The sequence below is a fragment of the Pedobacter sp. KBW06 genome (genome assembly GCF_003852525.1).
Lineage (GTDB): Bacteria > Bacteroidota > Bacteroidia > Sphingobacteriales > Sphingobacteriaceae > Pedobacter.
On sequence record NZ_QAJL01000001.1, the window covers coordinates 89,654 to 110,062 of the forward strand.

Consider the following 20,409-nt stretch of genomic DNA (forward strand, 5'->3'; position numbering starts at 1 on the left):
ATCGTAAGGAACATTATTGTATTTAGATTAGTGTAAATAAATCACTCTATAATCTAAATTAATATGATTCGAAAATTCGATTTCAAAATGCTGGGAGTTATCCTCTCGGCGGGCATTCTCCTGTCTTCCTGCTCAAAAGATAAGATCGGCAAAGACAATAACCAGGTCCTGGCCAATTCAAAAAGCAGCATTGTGTCGGTACAACGCAATGCTGCCGGAGAACAAACCATTACCCGGCGCATCAATGCAAGTCCTCAGGGTTTTATGCAGGACATGAGCTCAGGAAATTATAGTAATGATCCTTCTTATGTGATCGGCTCCTATAATTTGCCCGGCCCGCAATACCACCTTTACAGGTGCAGATTTGACCATGCTGACATCCCCAATGATAAAATCACCAATGTAAAGTTAAACCTCACCATTCAGCCCAGCATTTACAGCAGCAGCAATCCTTCCTATGTGCAGGTGCAGATTCCATACGCTTCCTGCAATACTTCCGTGCCCTGGGGAACACCTACCCAGGCCCAGTATGCGGCTTTAAAAAGCTGTATTGAGAACGCCTATCTCGTGACCACCTATAGCGTGGCCACCGGTGCAGTACAGGCATTTTATCAAAGAGATTTCAATACCGCAACCAGTCCGAGTCTGGCCACATTACTGCAAAGCCCAACCAGCTTTACTTTTGGCATGTTTTCTCTCCTGAGCAGCAATGCCGTCAGGATCGCTTCAGTCACTGTAGATGTAACCTATACGGCCACTGTTAATACGGGAACCTTTGGCGATATGGCAGGAATGGATTTCGAACCCTCAACAGGCAAAGCCTATTTCTGGGACCGCTCGGGAAAAGTAACCAGCTCCAATACGCGCAGCGCAGTAGATGGACAGGTACAAACCTATACCCTGCCTTCCGGTAAAAGCTATACCAACGTTGTGGATATGGCAATTGCCACCAGCGGTAAAAGTTACGTCTGGTATAAAGACGGAACCATGTCTGTTGGCAACAGCATCAGCAATTTAGGGAATTTTGTAGCCCCGAAACCCTATACTTTACCTGCCGGAAAAAGCCCTGCTGACATTGCAGGAATAGCAATTTCAGCAAGCAATGGCCGCTGTTATGCCTTTTACAAAAACGGCACCTATTCTGAAGGCAATTCAACAAGTTTGGGGGCATATGCAGGTCCTCAAAGCTATTCGCTTCCTGCGGGAAAAACCTTTACAGATATTCTGGCCATAGGCGATGGATCATCGAGCGCCTTAAACTTTACGGCCTGGTATTCGGATAATACAGTATCTGCAGGGCCTCCGTCAAATCTGGGCGCGCAAATCATCAACTAGATAAAGGCTTAAATTTCAATAGCATAAAAAAGCTGATCATTACTGATCAGCTTTTTTTGTAAGGAATTACCAGGTAGTCCCTGCAAAATCTTAATCCTCCGGCAGAATTTTAAACCTCTTACAGGATCTCAACCCTCCCGCAGCATCTTAAAGGAAAGACCATCCGCAGTAAAGCATGCGATTTTATTCAGACCATGGAGAATGCAGGATACAATTGCAGAAGTTTTTATGCTGGAAACCAGGGATCATATAGCCACATACATCTGCTTTGATGTTGCCGAAGGTTGTCTCCGTTTTATGTTTAAAGCCCTCAAAGAAGGTTGGAATGATCTTTTCTTTGAAATTGTTTCTCGGAAATGCAGTGACAATCGCTTCCCTGTTTTCCGTACTCAGGTGTTCATATCCCTCTCCCATCACATCCAGTCCTACACCGGAATACAGTAAAGCAACTTCTGATTCTTTATGCTCTGCAATGCCAATGGTGGTGTGCAGGGCAATCGTATCCCATACCAGTTGCTGGGCTGCTGCAGGCAAACCATGGCTTTTCAGGAAATCCCTCGCCGCATTGGCGCCGTCTACCTCAAAACGCTTGTCGGCACTGCTGTAATGAGGTACCAGGCCCAGGTCATGAAATACAGCGCTGACATACAGTAACTCTGCATCATAACTGATTTGGTTTCGTTTCCCGTTTAGCGAAGCGAACAGAAAGACCCTGAGGGAATGGTTATAAATGAATTCTGTTCCATGTGTCAGCAGCAGTTCTGTAGCCTGACTGGCAATACTGGAATCGGGAATAGAGATTCCCGCGATGGATTTAATTTTGTTTACAGACATAATGAATTGATTTGTAAGACAAAATTAAGCCGGCAACAGGCCTCATGGAATGCTAAAAACCGTCAATCACATGCCAATTTTAACGAAATTAGCCCGATACTCATTCGGTGAACTTCCTGCATGCTTTTTGAAGAAATGGCTGAACTGGTCCGGGCTGCTGAAATTCAGTTCGTAGGCAATGTCTTTCACCGGTCTGGAGGAAAACTGAAGGTAACGCCGCGCTTCCGCAATCAACTGACCATTAATAATTTCCTTAGGGCCCATCCGGCTGCAACGCCTGCAGACATCCCCCAGCTTTCGGGTGGAGATCCCCAGTTCTTTTGCAAATGCCGCAACCTCATGTGTGTGTTTATATTTTTCAGATACCGAAGCCATAAACTGCCGGTACAATTGTTTTTCATGACTGTCATAGGCGCTGACCAGGGCAGCGTTCAAATTCGCAATCTTAATCATGATCACCTTGAGATAAGCAGCAAGCGCATCCAGCTTATTGATATAATCTGCGGCAGTAAACTCCGCATAAAGGATCTCAAATAAGGTGATCAGCTCCCTGTTTTCTCCGCCAGGCATGGGCAAATGCTGATTGCTGGCCGCATTGTCAAACAAGACGGATTTGCAGTTGTTCGCACTTGCAGGGCTTTTCTCCCAGAAACAATCCCCGAAACTGAGCTCATAGCCATTCACAACGCTGCCCGGTAAAAAAGCAAACAACTGACCTTTAGAAAGCAGGAAAAACTCATGACCGGAGATGGGATAAGTATGCCCGTCTATCTGAATGCCCCCTGTTCCTTCCAGAATTAAAAAAATTCTATGGTAACTGATGCTGCAAAGCGCCGTTTCCGGAACGGTATGCGCATTCATAAACCCGACTGAAAAAGAATCTTTCAGCTCCTGATCCTGAATTATGGGTAGAAAGGAATGTTCAGCAATGCTCATTATTTAACAAAGTTACGGATTATCCAGACCGAAAATGCAGCAACATAGCCAACTGTCCCCTCATCCGTAACAATCATTTAATACCGCATTAAAACTAAGGTATTCTTCAAAATCTAACTTGCTGTTAATTAATTAAAAACCAGTTTGGCCCCAATCGTTCAAAATGAAAATAGCAGAAAACAAGTTGTATTTAATCCTGATTATACTCGTTATTATCGCCAGCGCCACTGCCCTTTTTGGTGATTTAATGGAACCCGATGGCGCACTATATGCCGCGATTGCCAAAACCATGGTTTTAAAAAACGACTGGATCAACCTGTACCTGCGTGATGTTGACTGGCTGGACAAGCCCCACCTGACCTTCTGGCTCGCGGCAGCATCTTATAAAATTTTTGGCATTTCTGCCTTCGCCTATAAGCTTCCTTCATTTCTTGCCGGATTATTGGGTTGCTGGTACCTATATCTTTTTACAAAGGCAATTTATGATCAGAAAACAGCATTGATCAGCGTACTGATCTTTAGCACTGCGCTCCACCTGATCATCTCCAGCTTTGATGTACGGGCGGAGACTTACATCACGGCCTTTGTCATCGCCAGCATTTACCACTATTACAAAGCCCATCAGCAGGGTTTCCGGCATATCGTTGCGGGTTCATTTTTTGCCGCATGCGCGATCATGATCAAAGGCATCTTTGTATTGATCCCTATTTTTGCCGGTTTCTTTATTTACTGGGCGGTCAGCAAACAGTATAAGGAAATTCTGAAACCAAAATGGTGGATCGCCCTGCTCCTGATTTTAATCTTCATCAGTCCGGAGCTCTATGCTTTATATGTGCAATTCGACCTGCATCCTGAAAAGATCGTATTCGGGCAACAAGGTGTTTCCGGACTTCGGTTTTTCTTTTGGGACAGTCAGTTCGGACGCTTTTTCAACAGTGGCCCGATCAAAGGAAAGGGGGACGTTTCTTTCTTCTTCCATACCACCTTATGGGCATTCCTCCCCTGGTCAGTCTTGTTTTATACCGCCATTGCTCAATTGGTGAAAAAGAAAAACAGGGATCAGATCCCTATGGAAGGCATCATCATCTGGGCAAGTGCCTTGGTTTCCTTTCTCATTTTTTCTCTTTCCAAATTCCAGCTGCCGCATTATATTCTGCTCATTTTCCCACAGTTTTCGATCCTTACCGCAGTTTACCTCTGCCATCTCGAATCAAAAGGAATAAAGATATTTTTCAGGATTCAGAATGTTCTTTTCCTGCTCATTACAGTGCTCCTTTCCTCAATTGCACTGCTCTTTCATGTTCCTTCTCCATTTCTCTGCATCGGGAGCTTACTGTTCCTTCTGATCCTCGCCTTTGTATTGTTTAAAGGCACCTCCGTACAGACCATCATGGCAAGAAGCACTTTGCTTTCCATTTCCCTGATGGGATTTCTTTATCTATTCTTTTATCCTGCTCTTCTGGAATACCAGGCAGGGATGAAGGCAGGGAAATGGCTGCAGGAACAATATCCCGGAACACAGGCAAAGGTCCTGATGTCTTCCTCAGATGCCTTTGATTTTTATGCGCCCGGAGAGGTCGGCTACCTGTACAGCTATGAAGCGCTGGAAAAAGAAAAAAGGGACAAGAGCATGGTCGTTTATGTTCCGGAAGCAGAATTTTCCGTCCTGAGAACAATTTACCATGCTCAGATTCTGAAAAGCTTTGACTATTTCCACATCACGAGGCTAAAACCGAAATTCCTCAACTATCAGACCCGAAACCAGGTACTGGAGCGTTTCTATCTCGTTAAGATCCATTGAGGAAAAGGTTAAAATCCATTAAGGGAACCGTTAAAATCTATTGAGGAAAACGCTAAGATCTATTGAGGAACAGCACTTGTCCGGTACAGACTCCGGTCAACAGGGCGGCTAATAAGCCAACAGGTTTTCCAGTACTTTTTCCGATAACCTTATTTTTGCTTCGGCAGTAAAACCGGCAAATTTATCCGTGCTGATGACCCGGTCCATTTTTGCGATTTCGCCTTCAAAAGGCGCCATTCCATCTGCATCAAAAATTGCATAAGAAGATTTGTCGGCCGACAACCATTTACTGAAAGCGGCCTTATCGAAGGTCAGTCCCAATGAAGTGTTGATCAGGATCGAATTCTTTTTCTTATAGCCAAACTCGGTTTCTCCGAGAAGGACGGTATTTTTAGGAAGATGGGTAGTCAGCACATCACAGGTAGCCAGCAGTTCCTGCAGGGGCAAATAAGTGATCCCCTTTTGCTCCGCGGCCGCTTTCCTGCTCCTGTTATAGTAGAACACCTTCATTCCAAACTGTCCGGCCATTGTAGCGACCATGCCGCCCAGAGTTCCCAGGCCAATGATTCCTATACTTTTGCCTTTCAATTCGGCAGCATCAGCTTTCCATTGGTACTGTCCTAAACCCTGAAATAAATACACCAGTTGGGCGAAGATAAATTCTGCAGCACCTTCATCTCCATAATCCCTCACCCCCTTCACCTGGATGCCCAGTTCCCTCGCTGCTGCGATGTCTACATTTGCTGCGCTTTCATCATAAAGGCTGCAGCAAAGCCCAATAAATTTTAAAGACGGACAAGCCTGTAGAACTTCCGCAGAAATACTGGTTTTCCAACTCAGCAGAATGCAATCGCTATCTCCGATTCTTTTAATAATCTCCTCTTTACTGTCCGGGGTATCGTTAAATATAACCAATGGGGATTTCGACAATGCTGATATTTTCTCTACGATTGGTTCTTTAATTCCACAATCGTCTATCATGGTAATCTGCTTAAACTTCATTCGTCAAATATAGCGGATTAATGTTCCGGCATTCCCTGGAAAGGGCAATTTGACAAAGCAAAAACAACTTGGTTTAATTTTTGATAAAGTCAGGAAACCGGACAAACCATCAGCTTCAAATGAAAAACACCAGTAACTTCCCATCCTCAGATCAGCACCTTTAAAGATGGACAGGACCATTTCGTTCATCCAGAAACACAAGTATGAATTTCTGCTCTTCGCATTGGTTCAGCACCTGTTTATTGGGATCTTTATCACAGACCTTCCCAGCTACACGCAAATCATCTGGCCCATCAACATGATCATCCTCGGCCTTGCCAGTGTAGGCCTCTTTTTTGAAAAAGGAAAGCTCAAGAACAGGATCAGGAACATCTTATTGCTGATGGTTGTTTTGCTGCCCGTTTTCCTTCCCATGTTCGGGAAAAATGAGGGTTATATGTTTGCCTTAAACCTCATCTTTTCAGGCTTCTTCATTTTCATTTTTTGGGAAATCCTGAAATTCCTGCTCAAACCAAGTTATATCAATGCCGATGTGATCTCTGCCTCGGCATGCGGATACCTGTTGCTGATAGAAATCAATACCTTTCTTTTTCAGCTCTGCTCTTACGGACATCCGGATTCCTTTAAAGGATTAAATACCACCGACCCTGCCAGCACCTTTATGGATTTCGTCTATTTCTGCAGCATTACCATCACGAGTATCGGCTTTGGGGACATTACACCCAACACCCACCATACCAAACTCATCACCTCACTATTCGGCATCATCGGGCAATTTTATACCGTAGTGCTGGTAGGCATCATCATTAGTAAATTCAGTTCAAAACCAGCTCAACCCTAAACTATGCACATCGGCAGATCCTATCAATTGAAAGAATTTCTTGTATGGACAAGAAGAACCATTTACTGGGTCCTCCTGATCGGCGCTGCCCCCACGCTGTTGTATCAGGGATTAGGACTAAAATGGCTGGCGATCCCCTGGACGGTAGTGGCCCTGCTGGGTACCGCCACCGCTTTCATTGTCGGCTTTAAGAATACACAAACCTATAACCGCACCTGGGAAGCCCGGCAAATCTGGGGTTCCATCCTCAACAGCAGCAGAACCTGGGGAACCATGAGCCGCGACTTTCTGAGGAAAAACCCGGAAAAGACGAAAGAACTGGTTTACCGGCATTTTGCATGGCTCACCGCTTTAAGGTACCAGATGAGGGAACCCAGGGCCTGGGAAAACAACAGCAACAAATCCAATGAGGAGTATAAAAAATTCTATGCCATTCCGGAAAGGGAAAGCAGCCTGGAAACGGAACTCGCAAAATACATTCCTGCAGAGGAACTGGCCTATATCCTGAGCACAAAAAACAGGGCAGTTCAGCTGATGAGCCTGCAGTCGAAAACACTGGGCGAGCTATTTGAACATCAAGAACTCGACAGCTATCAGTTTGTAGAGATGGAACGTGTTGTAAAAGATTTCTATGACCATCAGGGAAAAAGCGAAAGAATTAAAAACTTCCCCTATCCGCGTCAGTTTGCCACGATAAACGGCTTTTTCATCAAGCTCTTTTGCTTCCTCCTGCCTTTTGGTTTGCTCAAAGAATTTGATAAGCTGAATGAAAGTGTGGAAGGCCTGATGAAAGGAAACATGGTCTGGATGGTGATTCCATTTAGTGTCCTGATTTCCTGGGTATATACCTCACTGGAAGTGGTAGGAGAAAGTACGGAAAACCCTTTTGAAGGAAGCGCCAATGATGTGCCCATTTCCCAGATGAGCAGGACCATAGAAATAGACCTGAGAGAAATGCTGGGAGAAACAGACTTACCTCCTGCCCTTCAGCCTAAAAATAACATCATCCTATAAAAAACCCTCTGTTTTGAAAACCTCATAAACACTCGCCTGCAAAACAATGAACAGGTTTATGAGCAATTCATGACTACTAAAGAAAAATACATTCTGATGAAAAAAAGAGAAAAATTGGCCCTGATCCGCGCGCATTATCCCAATGCGATTACCACCATCGACAGCATCAACCGCCTCATAGATTTCGTGGAAGAACGCCTCGACCTGGAACCTTCCCAGATCATGCTGGCCGATAGCATTTGCAGCGATGATGTCAACAGCATTCAATACCCGGTCAGGGCGGGAGAATTCCTGGGGCCATTTAAAATGGGTGGCCTGGACGGCTTCCCTTTCACGGGGCTTACCGGAATGGGTGCTTTTGCGAGCCATGTTCCGGATGAAGGTGCCGTTTTTGTATACTATGGCCCCCATATTGGCATTTCAAAAGAAGGCATTGTCGGCGAAATTCACCGTTACGGGCAACATAAAAGCAGCGCTTGCTGTGGCGCGGCAAAGGGCGCTTTAAATAAACTGATGAATGATGCCATCATTCCCGGCAACCTGAACGACATGGACTACCAGATGAACACGATAGAGCAAATTCTCTTTAAAGAAAAAGCAAGAATCCTTGCTGCCATACAACCTTTAAAAGAAGCAACAGAGGTGATTTATGAAGCCATCGATGAAAGGATCAATGTGCTCGTGAGCCAGACAAAATACACTTGCAAACACGTCATTTTACTGGGTGCCATTCACATCAACAGCGATACCAACATCGGCTCTTTTACCTCTGCTAAACGCTTTGAGCTCATCAATCTTGCAACAAATGAGCGACAAAACCTGATGGAAGAGTTTTTGAAATAAAACCCTCGTCAATAATTGTATATTAGCCTGAAATATTAAGCTAACCCCTATCAACTATGAACTTAAATAGCGCAATACTAACTACAACTTTACTCCTGGGAACAGCGGGCTTCGCCAATGCGCAGGAAAATGCAAAACATGAGGACACAGAGTTTTATACCCCTGTCCCTGTAGTCGTTACCCCTGCAAAAGTAACAGGCAACGCACCTTCAGATGCCATTATCCTTTTTGATGGTAAAAATCTGGACCAATGGGTGATGACCGACGACAGGTCGCAACCTGCAAAATGGAAAGTAGCCAAAGGAGAAATGACCGTCGATAAAACAACAGGAAATATTGAGACTAAAAAGTCTTTTAACAATTATCAGCTGCACCTGGAATGGAAAGTTCCGGCGAACATTACCGGCGAAGGACAGGCACGCGGAAACAGCGGACTCTTCCTGGCTTCCATCGGAAAAGGAGACCTGGGCTATGAATTGCAGATCCTGGATGCCTACAACAATAAAACCTATACCAATGGTATGGCCGGAAGTATTTATAAACAAACGACTCCATTGTTTAACCCGGCCAGAAAACCAGGAGAATGGCAAACCTATGATGTGATCTGGACTGCGCCCCTGTTCAATACCGATGGCTCTGTAAAAAGCCCGGCTAAAGTGACAGTAATTTACAATGGTGTAGTGGTACAGAATAATTTTGAATTGAAAGGACCAACGCAATATGTAGGCCAACCTTCTTATAAACAGGCACATGGTGCATCGCCTATTAAACTGCAAAGTCATGGCGACAAAAGTGAGCCGCTAAGTTTCAGAAACATCTGGATCAGAGAACTTTAAAGAGAACGTTTAAAGAGAACGCTAGAAGAGAATTTTAAAGAGAGCGTTCGAAGACCGTTAAAAAAACATTAAAACAACATCAAAAGCAGGTTCAGCAGAACCTGCTTTTTTTATGACTCCTCCGCAGTAAAACCATAAGTTCTCTTTGCACTTTCGATCTGCTCCGCTTCGGTTGTTTCGGGAAACAGAAAATAACGGGGCGCGAGAATGCGCTCTGTTTTGGTCACTGTTACTTCAATAATTGACTGGATAGGAAACACATCAGAAAACAAGCCGGTTAACAAAGCCGCCTTATATTTAAAATCCACATCCTCTTTAGGAATCACCCTGGCCAGTCCTTTCAGTTTAAAACCCTTTTGCAGCAAAATGTCGACAAAGCTGACGCAGACTTTATTGTTTTGCAAAATGTTATTTACGCTGTTTGGCGAAGCAATATTCGCGATCAGTAACAGGTCATCCCCCTCATAAGTAAACATCTCCTTGGGCGAAACATTTGGAAAACCATCCGCATCAGCACTGGCTAACCAGCACAACACACTCTTTTTAATAGATCTGATCACTTCCTCTGTAAACATAGGCCAGATTGATTTATAGGTTAAGTTCTCCCGAAAGATAAGGATAGGAATGCTATTTTTTATTTTGAATAAATCTAAATAACATTACCTTTGGACCAATTATAGACACAGGGGGATTGTTAAACATTACACATATAGATACAGAGAAAGCATCCTTTGCGATTACTGAGGAGAGTTTTGCGCTTGTGTACAAAACACACTGGAAAAAACTGTATTACCTCTGCTACCACAAGCTCCAGGATCAGGACCTCTCTAAAGACATGGTTCATGACCTGTTCAGGTCGATCTGGGAACGAAGGGAAACGCTGATCATTTCTGATTCTATGGAAAAATACCTGGTCAGGTCCATAAAATTTAAAATATCTACCTATTTTCGGGAGAAAATTCAGCAGGAAAGAAATCTTGAAGAGTCGATGCGCTATTGTAAGGATACCGACTTAGTGACTGAAAAACATGTGGCATTTAATTTCCTCACCAAAGAAATCGCTTCATTGGTGGAGAAATTACCGGAACGCTGCAAACTGGTTTACAGGCTAAGCAGAGAAAACGGGATGAACAATCGTCAGATTGCCTCCTCCCTGCTCCTCTCAGAAAAAACGGTGGAAAATCAACTGACAAAAGCACTTTCGTTCATCCGACAGCACCTCGCTGCCTATAAAAACGAATGAAAATAAAACGCCTTTCCCTAATCTTCCTCAGCACCTGCCTGATGGCCTGTCAGCCTAAACACTCCGAAAACACCAGTTCCGGAAAAGCACCTAAGTATGTTTTGTTGGTTAACGGCGAAAAAGGGTCGAGAGAACAGGACAGGATGATCTGGTTAAATTCCCTTGATTCGGGCGAAGTCATCAATACCAGTCAGGGTACCGATATTTCCAATACTTTAGGCACCTACGTGATCATCCGCGACAGCTTCCTGATTAGCCTGGATAAAAAAACACAGACACTAAGCAAATACAATTATAAAGAAGATCAGCTGGTTCCTTCGGGAAAACTGGCAGTAAAGGGTTTTGATTTCATCTCCAATACGGTAGACCTGAGCCCAAACCAATTGTACATCAGTGGTCAGGGCGACAAAGACATGCACCTCATCATTGATCCTCAGCAGATGAAACTGCTAAAAAAGGCACCCTGGAATTTCCCGGTAGCTAAAGATCAGTTTCGCTTTGAAACTTCTGCAAGCCTTCATGAGGGGAAACTATATCTTGGCTACAGCTCATTCGGCAAAGAATTTGACCATTGCAGTGATACCTCCTACCTCGCGGTCCTGGATTATCCGGCACTAAACAACCTCAAAATCACTAAAGATACCCGCTCTGCATTTCCCGGAACCGGAGTCAATGGCCTGTTCGATTCTTTTATTGATGCGCATGGCGATCAGTACCTGCTCAGCTCTCCTGTTTTTTACCATGGAAATCATCCGAAAGCAGCAACCGCTTTTTATAAGATCGCTAAAGGAGCAGCGACATTTGACCAGGAATATTTTTTCAACCTCTCCTCATTAACTAAAGGAGTTCATTTATTGGGCATCACCAATGCTGGAAATGGACAGGTGGTACTGGTCACTGCCCCAATTCCGGCGACTGGTAAAACGGATTATTACATCGCCGATGTCTACAAAAAAACACTAAAACTTTTACTAAAGGATCAGCAGTACCCTAATTTCATATGGGGAACGAGTGGATTCTTCGATGGCAGCAAAGCGTATTTTGTGGTCAATGAAAAAGACGGCCAGGCGCAGGTTTATAGCTACGATGCTAAAAAAGAAGTGTTAAAAAAGGGTGTTTTGATTAAAGGATCGGTCTCTTCAAAGTCCTCCTACCTGCTATTTGCGCCTAAAATTTAAAGCCCGGCCAGGTTCCCTGAATCTTATTTAAAAAAAATCTAAATAATACATAGGGGTAAATCCCCTTTCGGTCTACTCTGTATATGATGGGCAATAAGAATATCACAGCAGGGCTTTTGGAAAAGTATCATTCGGGTTTATGTAACGCCGAAGAAATACTTGCAGTCGAATCCTGGATGGAGGATGGAGAAGAAGAAACTGAGGCCATCCACTCCCTTTCCGAAGAACAGGAAATCGAAGATTCCATATGGGCTGCCATTCAGCATTCGGGGATCGCTAAAGATCAGCCAAAACCGGGTAAAAAGTTCAGCATTTACCATTACGGGATTGCAGCCAGCATTTTCATTGCTTTTTCCGCGGTATTTCTTTACCATCAGTTCTCTGGACCAAACACAGAAAAAACATTTGTCAACCTCCATAACTTCGGCACCGATGCCATGGAGAAAAACGTCGATGGGCTGATCCTGACTGCCTTGCCTAAAAGCAATGTGCATGCGGTATTGAATACCGGTGTTTACTCAGGAGATGTCAGCTTCTGTGATGTCATGCTCCTGAAAAATGAATCGAAGAAAGATATAGAACTCAAATTTGTGAGTGCATGTGCTTCACAAACACTGAAACCAAGAAGTTATACGCTTAAAAAAGGGATCACCTATGTGGCCCTGAGGGTGGACTGGAAGTCACCGGAAATCATTGTCGTCGACCAACGTTACCTGGAAGACCTTTTACCTTTAAATGTTGCCATGAGAATAAACAAGAAAATACAATCCATATAATACAGGTTTAACAAAAATGAACCGCACTGCTGGTAACAGTACGGTCCGGCCCGGAAACCGGGTGATCTAACGTTTGATAATTAAAATCAATGCAAATTAACAAAATTCTGCTAACGGGGCTCCTATGCGCCTTCCATTTCTTTACACTCGCCCAGAATGCAGCGCTATTCCGCATCAAAGGCAAAATCCAATCCACTGAAAATCAAGCCATAGAAGGCGCTTCAGTTCGCATCCGTGCATTGAAAGCCGGAACAGTCAGCACCGCCGATGGCAGCTATCAGCTCTCGGTCAGCAAAGCCGGACAATACCTGATTGAAGCTTCCGCAGTAGGCTACCTGACCAGAAAACAAAATATCGACATCAAAAACATTGCGGAAGAGCAAAGCTTTGACCTCATTCTGCAGAACGATGACCAGCAGATGCAAACGGTAAACGTGGTTGGAAAGACAGAGAAAAGAAAACTGGCGGAATCCGGGTTCAATGTCAATGCCATAGAAACCAAAGCGCTGGCCAATTCTACTGCCGACCTGAACCAGGTGCTCAGCAGAAGCACAGGGATCCGGGTAAGAGAAAGCGGGGGACTGGGCTCAGACTTTAATTTCTCCATCAATGGACTCTCCGGAAAGCAGGTTAAGTTTTTCATTGATGGCATTCCTATGGAAAGCTTTGGCAATTCCATGTCGCTCAATAACATTCCGGTAAACCTGGCCCAGAGAATAGAAATCTATAAGGGTGTGGTGCCGGTAGAACTGGGTGCCGATGCCTTGGGTGGTGCGGTAAATATCGTAACCAACCAGCAGGTGAAACAATATCTGGACATGAGTTACAGCTATGGTTCTTTCAATAGCCACAGGGCTTCTTTAAGTGGTCGTTATACCGATGCAAAAACCGGATTTACGGTCAATGCCAATGGTTTTTACAACTATGCGGACAACAACTATACCATGAAAGAGATTGAGGTTTACGACTACGCACAATCAAAATATGTAGAGAAAAATTTCAAACGCTTTAACGATGGGTTTCGTTCCGGAATGGGGCAGCTGGAGCTGGGATACCGGGATAAAAGCTGGGCAGATGTCTTGCTCCTTGGCATGCTCTACTCCTCTTCCTTTAAGGAAATTCAAACCGGTGCTACTCAGGAGAAAGTATTTGGAAAGGTCCATACCTATGGAGATTTCGCCATGCCAAGTCTGAAATACAAAAAGAATGACCTCTTTGTTAAAGGATTAAGTGCAAGCCTCTTTGCCACCTATGCAAAAGAGAAAAGCACCACCGTAGATACCGCAATAGCGAGGTACGACTGGACAGGAAATGTAATCGGTTATGATAAAAATTTTGGGGAACGGGATCAGCGCTCAATCTGGAAATACACCAATAACTTCGCCATCCTCCGCGCAAATATCGCCTATGTACTGGATGCTAATAACTCCTTCAGCCTCAACTATGCGCTCAGTGCAGGACGCAGAAAAGCAATAGAAACATTGAAATCAGATCAGTCGGCAAATACACTGGATGTTCCGAATAAACTGGATAAAGGTGTTTTAGGCCTTTCCTGGCAGAATCAGCTGTTCAACGAAAGACTCAGCACCTCTGTTTTTGCCAAGCAATATCGCCTGCATACCTATATCCGCGAAGCAAAATATTATAACGGTACGGGCTATGTGAAAGAAGAAGCAGAAAAAACGAAAAGCTATTATGGTTACGGAGTTGCAACCCGTTTCAAAATCACGGAAGAGGCCGGACTGAAAGCTTCCTATGAGCACGCCTTTCGTTTACCGGAAGTGGAAGAACTCTTTGGAGATGGCAATACCATACTGGCCACTCCAGGATTAAACCCGGAAGAAAGTGATAACCTTAACCTTGGCATTTATGCTTCCAGACAAATCAACGACCATCATTTTGCCATAGAGGGATCGGCATTTTACCGGAAAGCGAAAAACTTCATACAGCTTGAGGTCAGCAACATCTTCGCCAAATACAGAAATATCGGAAACACACAGATTACCGGTTTGGATGGAGAAATCAGGTACAATTACAAAGACCTGCTGTCCTTCACGGTAAACGCGAGTTATATGAATGCCGTTAAAAAAGATCCCGGTGCAGCTACCAAAGATGAAAGAATTCCAAACCAGCCATGGCTTTTTGGAAATGCAGATCTTGGAATTGGAAAAAACGACCTGCTTGGTAAAGGCAGCAGGATTCAGCTGAACTGGTTTACACAGTATACGCATTGGTTTTACTTATACTGGCCAGACCGTGCCGTGGCGGAAAGCAAGTCCAGAATTCCCGGACAAACCGTTCACAATGCCACCCTTACCTATTCTGTAAAAGAAGGAAAGTACAATTTCTCCCTGGAATCCAGAAACATCTTCGATACCATGGCATACGATAATTTCCGCCTTCAAAAACCGGGAAGGGCCTTCTTCCTGAAATTCAGATACTTTATTAAATAATAAAAATTTTAAAGCACAAACATAAAACAAGATCAAAATGAAAACGTCCAATAAAACAATGCGCGTACTTGCCCTTCTTGCGGTTACAGCAACATTGTCCTTCAGCGCCTGTAAAAAAAGCTCAACCCCGGAAAAACCTGTCGACTCCGCTGATCCTAATAAATTTGCGATTGTGGGTGGCATCAATAACCCGGCATCTTTGGTGCTGATGACTTCCGGTGACCTGAGTACAGGATCGGTAACCAGTATCGGACAAGGCACAGAAATCTCAGGATGGAGCCGCCTGTTCAAAAATGGTTTTTATTATAACCTTGCCAATAACAAATTCACGAAGAACAAACTGGAAAACCAGCTCCTGAAAGAAGTAGGCGCAATTCCGGTGACCGGAAACGTGATGAACAGCTTCTGGTTAAATGACAATACTTTACTGATCAGCGGAACCAGCTCCACCACTCCTGATGCGATCATGACCTATACGATCATCAATGTAGACAACATGAGCATCCAGAAAACAGGTACCTTCGGAAAACAGGTTTTACAACCAACGGATAAAGCAATTTATATCAGCTCCTGCTTTTTAAAAGGAGATAGAATGTATGTGACCTATGCAGTTTACAATTCCAACTGGACGGCTACAGATGTTGCTTACCTCGCTTCCGCACCTTATCCTGCATTAGACAATGTGACCATCAGCACCGATACCCGCTCTACTTATCCGGGATCTTTTGCTCCGATCACACCGAACGCCGTAAACTACAACAATGATGTGTACATGATCAGCAATACCGGCGATAGATGGGGTGTAAATCCGAATAAGCCAAGTGCGATTTTCAGGTTAAAAAATGGCGCAACGGCATTCGACAAAGATTACTTCTTTGACCTGTCTGCCATTAGCGACGGAAACCGCGAATATTATGGTCTTTGGGATTTAGGAAACGGAAAAGCACTCACCCGTATGGGCAGAAAAGACCTGTTACTGGAATTTGAAGATTATACCGGTAAAGATGTTTTTGAATATTACCTGATTGACGTAGTGAACAAAACCAGAAAGAAACTGGACCTTCCTTTAGACCGTGGTGTACTGGTATCTCCGGTATTTGTAGAAGCCGGAAAAGCATACATCGCCATCTCTTCTTCCACCGCCGGCAAGTTCATCTGGACTTACGATATCGCTTCAGGAAGCCTGAACAAAGGTCTTGAGGTAAAAGGTGTAGACTACATCAGTACCTTATCCAGACTTAAATAGAATTCTTTTTTTACAAGGTCGAAGCAGGAAAACCTGCTTCGGCCTTTTTTATTGCTGTTACCCTTCATGTTTAGAAAAATCAACAACTGGCTGCACCTCTGGATGGGCCTGATTTCCGGAGTGATCATGTTTATCGTATGCCTGACGGCATGCCTTTTTGCGTTTAATGAAGAAATTCAGGACCTCATTTATCCTCCTGTAAAAGTAAGCCATCAGGCAAAACCTGTCATCCCTCCTTCCAGGATCAGTACGATTGTAGCAGAACATTTCCCGGGAGAACCGGTAACGATGGTAACGTATAAAAAAGGCAGGGCAATTACCGTCATTGCGAAAAAATGGGACGACAATCCGATGTTGCTGTTTCTGGATCCTTACAGCGGAAAAGTCCTGCAGCAACGGATCATGCTCAATAACACGACAAAATTTTTCTATTTTATCGAAGAAGGACACCGGACTTTATGGCTGCCCTGGGAAACCGGAAGGCTTGTGGTCAATTACGGAACCCTGATGTTTGTGTTCCTGCTGCTGACGGGCCTGATCTGGTGGTACCCAAAGAAATGGAACAAGTCTACCAGAGATAAAAGCTTTAAAATCAAATGGAGCGCAAAATGGAAAAGGGTCAATATCGACCTTCACAATGTACTGGGTTTTTATTCCCTGATTTTATTGCTGATCCTTTCCCTGACAGGCATGATCTATGGACTCAAATGGTTCAGTAAAGGCCTTTACTGGAGCACTTCCGGAGGGGCCTCACTCCCCGCCTGGAAAGCCACCCTGTCTGACAGTACCAAAGTAAACTCCATGCTGCGCTTTGAACAGGCGCTGGACCAGAGCCTGGACCTGACGATGCAACGTTTCCCGCAGGCAGAAGGCTATACTTACCGCACACCCGACACCACAAACCACAGTTCAAGCATAGAGATCAATGTGATTGCCAGTATTGGAAAAACCTATGCGGATCAGGCGGTCTATTTCGACAGGCATACCGGCAAAGAGATTACAAAAGAGGCCTATTATGCCGCAAGTTTTAAAGATGCCCCTTTCGGAACCAAGCTAAGGCGCCTCAACTACGACATCCACCTGGGCCAGGTCCTCGGACTTCCCGGAAAGATCATCGCCTTTATCGTCAGCCTGATTGGAGCCAGCCTTCCGGTTACCGGATTCATCATCTGGTACAACAGAAAGTTTGGAAAAAAGGGCAAAAAGAAAGCACGTTAAAAAACTTATTTACCGGTAAGTGTTGCATAACTTTAAGTTTTAACGTTTAATAGCATATGAAACCTTGATCAGCATACCATTAATGATTTTGCTGATGAACGCTTCATCACCCTTAAAGAAAATATATACTGATGAAAAAATTATTAATCCTTCTTGCTGTCGGCTTTACTTTTGCCAGCTGCAGTACCACCAAACCTTCAGGAGATAAAAGCATGATTGAACTCAGCGGAAAAATCCAGAAACAAGGAATGACGACTTATCAATATGGCAGTCATACCATTCAGTCGGGCGATAAAACCTATGCGCTGAAAAGCACAGCGGTAAACCTGGATACTTTTGAAGATAAAGAAGTAGTCCTTAAAGGAACCAAAGTACCAGGCTATCCGGTAGAGAACGGTCCTGAACTGATCGAAGTAAAAGAAGTAAAAATCAAATAATTCAACAACAGGGTATTGGGCTTTCTTATCGCGCAATACCCCTTTTCCTTTCTCATCTCTCCCTCCCAGGCATTTTCAGCTTCCCTGTTCAGATTTTATTTTCAGGATAATTTGTACATCACAAACTAAAACTATACTTTTAGTTATACATTGTTGCATTAATTATTTTTTCTTATGAGGCCTAAGTATCCGGTATTAGTTGTATTCTTTATCATCGTTCAGATTGGCGCTGCCCTGGCACAGGGAAAGTTAATCGATTATCAAAATGCAGAAGCCTTAAATGGCCTGATGCAAAAGAAAATATACAACGTCGCTGCAAATGTTCAGTGGCTGGCAACTGCCAAAAAATACTTTTATACCAGAAGAACGGCCATGGGGCTTGAATTTATAGTCCTCAACCCTAAAGGATATGCCAAATCTCCGGCATTCGACCGGGAGAAATTTGCAAAGAGCCTCTCCGACTGGTCCAAAGAAAAAATCGATGCCAATGATTTGCCTGTTTTGTTGCCGCTGATGAGCAGCAATGGTAAAGTACTGAAGTTCAACTATAAAAAAGAGTCCTTAAATTGTGACCTGGAGACTTATACCCTTAGTCAGGTTCCCGCTACCCCGGCAAACCATACGCCACAGGAAAAAACAACCTCCCCAGACGGGAAATGGCTTGGATACATTAAAAATTTCAATGTTTACATCAGTTCAGCGGCAGATTCTGCACAGAATTATCAATTGAGCAGTGATGGTTCCCCTGCAGGTTATTACTCCCCTTACCTCGTCTGGTCGCCCGATTCCAAAAAAATAGCCGCCTATAAGGTGAAAGCCCCAAAACCACGTTTAACTTACCTCATCGAATCCTCACCAGCAGATCAGCTCCAGCCAAAGCTCCGCAGCAGGGAATATCCAAAACCCGGAGACAGTGTAAATCAGTATAGCCCATCGTTGTTTCTCGTTGAAGCGAAACAACAGGTCCCGGTAGACAATTCCCTCATTCCCGATCAATACAACCTTACCGAACCTGTCTGGCGCAAGGATAGCCGTGCTTTCAGCTATGAATACAACAAGAGAGGGCATCAGCTGTATTCCGTAATGGAAGTGGACCTGAGCGGAAATACCAGGGAAGTGATTCGTGAAGTCAGCAACACTTTTGTCAATTACAGTCGCAAGAAATACCGATTTGACCTCAACGATGGCAAAGAAATCATCTGGGCATCTGAAGTAGATGGCTGGAATCACTTGTACCTTTTCCATGCCAGCGGCAAGCTGAAAAATCAGATTACAAAAGGCGAATGGGTGGTTAGAAGGGTCATCAATGTCAATGAAAAAGAACGCAGCATCCTTTTCGAAGGCAGCGGAATGGAAGCAGGTCAGGATCCTTATTTTATACAATATTACAAGGTGAACCTGGATGGAACGGGATTACAAAAGCTGAGCTGGGAGAATGGAAATCATGCTGCCACCTTCAATGAAAACTATTCGAATTTTATAGATGTTTATTCGAGGGCCGACCAGCCTGCGATTACTGTATTGAGAGATGGAAAAACAGGAAAAGTACTCCATGAACTGGAAAAATCCGACATCAGTCCTTTACTGAATACCGGTTGGAAAATCCCGGAAGTTTTCAGTGCCAAAGGCCGCGACGGCGAGACCGACATCTGGGGTAAAATCATCCGTCCCCGCAACTTCGACCCGGCGAAAAAATATCCGGTCATAGAATACATTTATGCCGGGCCTCATGATTCTTTTGTCCCTAAAAATTTCATTGCCGACAGCCCCCTGGGTTTACACGAACTCGCGGAACTGGGCTTTATCGTCGTACAGTGCGATGGAATGGGCACCTCGAACCGCTCTAAAGCTTTTCATGATGTCTGCTGGAAAAATCTTAAAGACGGTGGTTTTCCGGACCGCATTGCCTTTATTAAAGCGGCAGGAAAAAAGTACCCTTATATGGACCTCGATAAAGTAGGGATTTTTGGCAGCTCAGCAGGAGGACAAAGTTCGCTCGGCGCCCTCCTCTTTCATCCTGAATTTTATAAGGTAGCCGTTTCCTCTTCCGGCTGTCATGACAACAGGATGGATAAAATGTGGTGGAACGAGCAATGGATGGGTTATCCGATCGGGCCCCAATATGCAGCATCCTCCAATGTAGAACATGCGGCGCAGCTTCAGGGGAAACTGCTCCTGATCCTGGGTGAGCTGGACGACAATGTAGATCCCTCTTCCACAATGCAGGTGATCAATAAACTCGTTAAAGCCAATAAAACCTTTGATTTTCTAATGGTTCCCGGCATGGGCCACTCCCTTGGCGGAGATTATGGAGAACATAAACGCAGGGATTTCTTTGTGAAACACTTATTGGGTGTTGAACCTCCGGAATGGAACTGGACGCCTTCGGTTACTGTTCCTAAACTTTAGCCGAGGC

Annotated in this window: 18 protein-coding genes; 14 read left to right on the plus strand and 4 right to left on the minus strand. The window is 44.3% G+C overall.

Features of this window, described 5'->3' with window-relative positions:
• Positions 1 to 63 precede the first annotated feature (63 nt).
• Positions 64 to 1,335, plus strand: coding sequence for a hypothetical protein (locus DBR43_RS00445; RefSeq protein WP_124576855.1), 1,272 nt, complete (start codon positions 64 to 66; stop codon positions 1,333 to 1,335).
• 183 nt (positions 1,336 to 1,518) lie between these two features.
• Here DBR43_RS00445 and DBR43_RS00450 read toward each other — a convergent pair whose 3' ends face one another.
• Both DBR43_RS00450 and DBR43_RS00455 read right to left on the minus strand, forming a co-directional pair.
• On the minus strand, positions 1,519 to 2,169 hold the full coding sequence (locus DBR43_RS00450; RefSeq protein ID WP_124576857.1) for an HD domain-containing protein: 651 nt from the start codon (positions 2,167 to 2,169) through the stop codon (positions 1,519 to 1,521).
• A gap of 66 nt (positions 2,170 to 2,235) precedes the next feature.
• A complete protein-coding gene (locus DBR43_RS00455) occupies positions 2,236 to 3,105 on the minus strand; it encodes a helix-turn-helix domain-containing protein (protein ID WP_124576859.1) in 870 nt (289 codons plus the stop codon).
• A 163-nt stretch (positions 3,106 to 3,268) separates the two neighbouring features.
• Here DBR43_RS00455 and DBR43_RS00460 point away from each other — a divergent pair, with 163 nt between their 5' ends.
• A complete protein-coding gene (locus DBR43_RS00460; protein WP_124576861.1) occupies positions 3,269 to 4,906 on the plus strand; it encodes an ArnT family glycosyltransferase in 1,638 nt (545 codons plus the stop codon).
• A 108-nt stretch (positions 4,907 to 5,014) separates the two neighbouring features.
• On the opposite strand, the gene DBR43_RS00465 is transcribed toward DBR43_RS00460, so the two are convergent.
• Entirely contained in the window at positions 5,015 to 5,908 is an 894-nt protein-coding gene (locus DBR43_RS00465) for an NAD(P)-dependent oxidoreductase (RefSeq protein WP_124576863.1), read from the minus strand.
• Between the two features lie 166 nt (positions 5,909 to 6,074).
• Here DBR43_RS00465 and DBR43_RS00470 point away from each other — a divergent pair, with 166 nt between their 5' ends.
• The 4 genes from DBR43_RS00470 (at position 6,075) to DBR43_RS00485 (ending at position 9,442) form a co-directional block, all read left to right on the plus strand.
• The gene (locus DBR43_RS00470; RefSeq protein ID WP_124576865.1) at positions 6,075 to 6,749 is read left to right on the plus strand and encodes a potassium channel family protein; all 675 of its coding nucleotides are present in this window, start codon (positions 6,075 to 6,077) and stop codon (positions 6,747 to 6,749) included.
• Positions 6,750 to 6,752: 3 nt separating this feature from the next.
• Positions 6,753 to 7,763 (plus strand): bestrophin family protein, encoded by a 1,011-nt coding sequence (locus tag DBR43_RS00475; protein WP_124576867.1) that lies wholly within the window; start codon positions 6,753 to 6,755, stop codon positions 7,761 to 7,763.
• A 96-nt stretch (positions 7,764 to 7,859) separates the two neighbouring features.
• Entirely contained in the window at positions 7,860 to 8,606 is a 747-nt protein-coding gene (locus DBR43_RS00480; RefSeq protein WP_124576869.1) for a hypothetical protein, read from the plus strand.
• 56 nt (positions 8,607 to 8,662) lie between these two features.
• Entirely contained in the window at positions 8,663 to 9,442 is a 780-nt protein-coding gene (locus tag DBR43_RS00485; RefSeq protein ID WP_124576871.1) for a DUF1080 domain-containing protein, read from the plus strand.
• Positions 9,443 to 9,552: 110 nt separating this feature from the next.
• On the opposite strand, the gene DBR43_RS00490 is transcribed toward DBR43_RS00485, so the two are convergent.
• Positions 9,553 to 10,017 carry a pyridoxamine 5'-phosphate oxidase family protein gene (locus DBR43_RS00490; RefSeq protein ID WP_124576873.1) on the minus strand — a complete coding sequence of 155 codons (465 nt, stop codon included), beginning with the start codon at positions 10,015 to 10,017 and terminating at the stop codon, positions 9,553 to 9,555.
• 116 nt (positions 10,018 to 10,133) lie between these two features.
• Here DBR43_RS00490 and DBR43_RS00495 point away from each other — a divergent pair, with 116 nt between their 5' ends.
• The 8 genes from DBR43_RS00495 (at position 10,134) to DBR43_RS00530 (ending at position 20,402) form a co-directional block, all read left to right on the plus strand.
• The gene (locus tag DBR43_RS00495) at positions 10,134 to 10,685 is read left to right on the plus strand and encodes a sigma-70 family RNA polymerase sigma factor (RefSeq protein WP_158622389.1); all 552 of its coding nucleotides are present in this window, start codon (positions 10,134 to 10,136) and stop codon (positions 10,683 to 10,685) included.
• Entirely contained in the window at positions 10,682 to 11,863 is a 1,182-nt protein-coding gene (locus DBR43_RS00500) for a hypothetical protein (RefSeq protein WP_124576877.1), read from the plus strand. Before DBR43_RS00495 ends, DBR43_RS00500 begins: the two co-directional genes overlap by 4 nt.
• Positions 11,864 to 11,946: 83 nt before the next feature.
• Positions 11,947 to 12,639: a hypothetical protein gene (locus DBR43_RS00505; protein ID WP_124576878.1), complete on the plus strand. Its 693-nt coding sequence runs from the start codon at positions 11,947 to 11,949 to the stop codon at positions 12,637 to 12,639.
• Positions 12,640 to 12,728: 89 nt separating this feature from the next.
• Positions 12,729 to 15,092: a TonB-dependent receptor gene (locus DBR43_RS00510; RefSeq protein WP_124576880.1), complete on the plus strand. Its 2,364-nt coding sequence runs from the start codon at positions 12,729 to 12,731 to the stop codon at positions 15,090 to 15,092.
• Positions 15,093 to 15,129: 37 nt separating this feature from the next.
• A complete protein-coding gene (locus DBR43_RS00515) occupies positions 15,130 to 16,338 on the plus strand; it encodes a DUF4374 domain-containing protein (protein WP_124576882.1) in 1,209 nt (402 codons plus the stop codon).
• Positions 16,339 to 16,404: 66 nt separating this feature from the next.
• Complete coding sequence (locus tag DBR43_RS00520) at positions 16,405 to 17,556, plus strand: PepSY-associated TM helix domain-containing protein (protein ID WP_124576884.1); 1,152 nt, start codon at positions 16,405 to 16,407, stop codon at positions 17,554 to 17,556.
• A 131-nt stretch (positions 17,557 to 17,687) separates the two neighbouring features.
• Positions 17,688 to 17,993: a hypothetical protein gene (locus DBR43_RS00525; RefSeq protein ID WP_124576886.1), complete on the plus strand. Its 306-nt coding sequence runs from the start codon at positions 17,688 to 17,690 to the stop codon at positions 17,991 to 17,993.
• A 174-nt stretch (positions 17,994 to 18,167) separates the two neighbouring features.
• Positions 18,168 to 20,402: a S9 family peptidase gene (locus DBR43_RS00530; protein WP_124576888.1), complete on the plus strand. Its 2,235-nt coding sequence runs from the start codon at positions 18,168 to 18,170 to the stop codon at positions 20,400 to 20,402.
• The last annotated feature ends 7 nt before the right edge of the window (positions 20,403 to 20,409 follow it).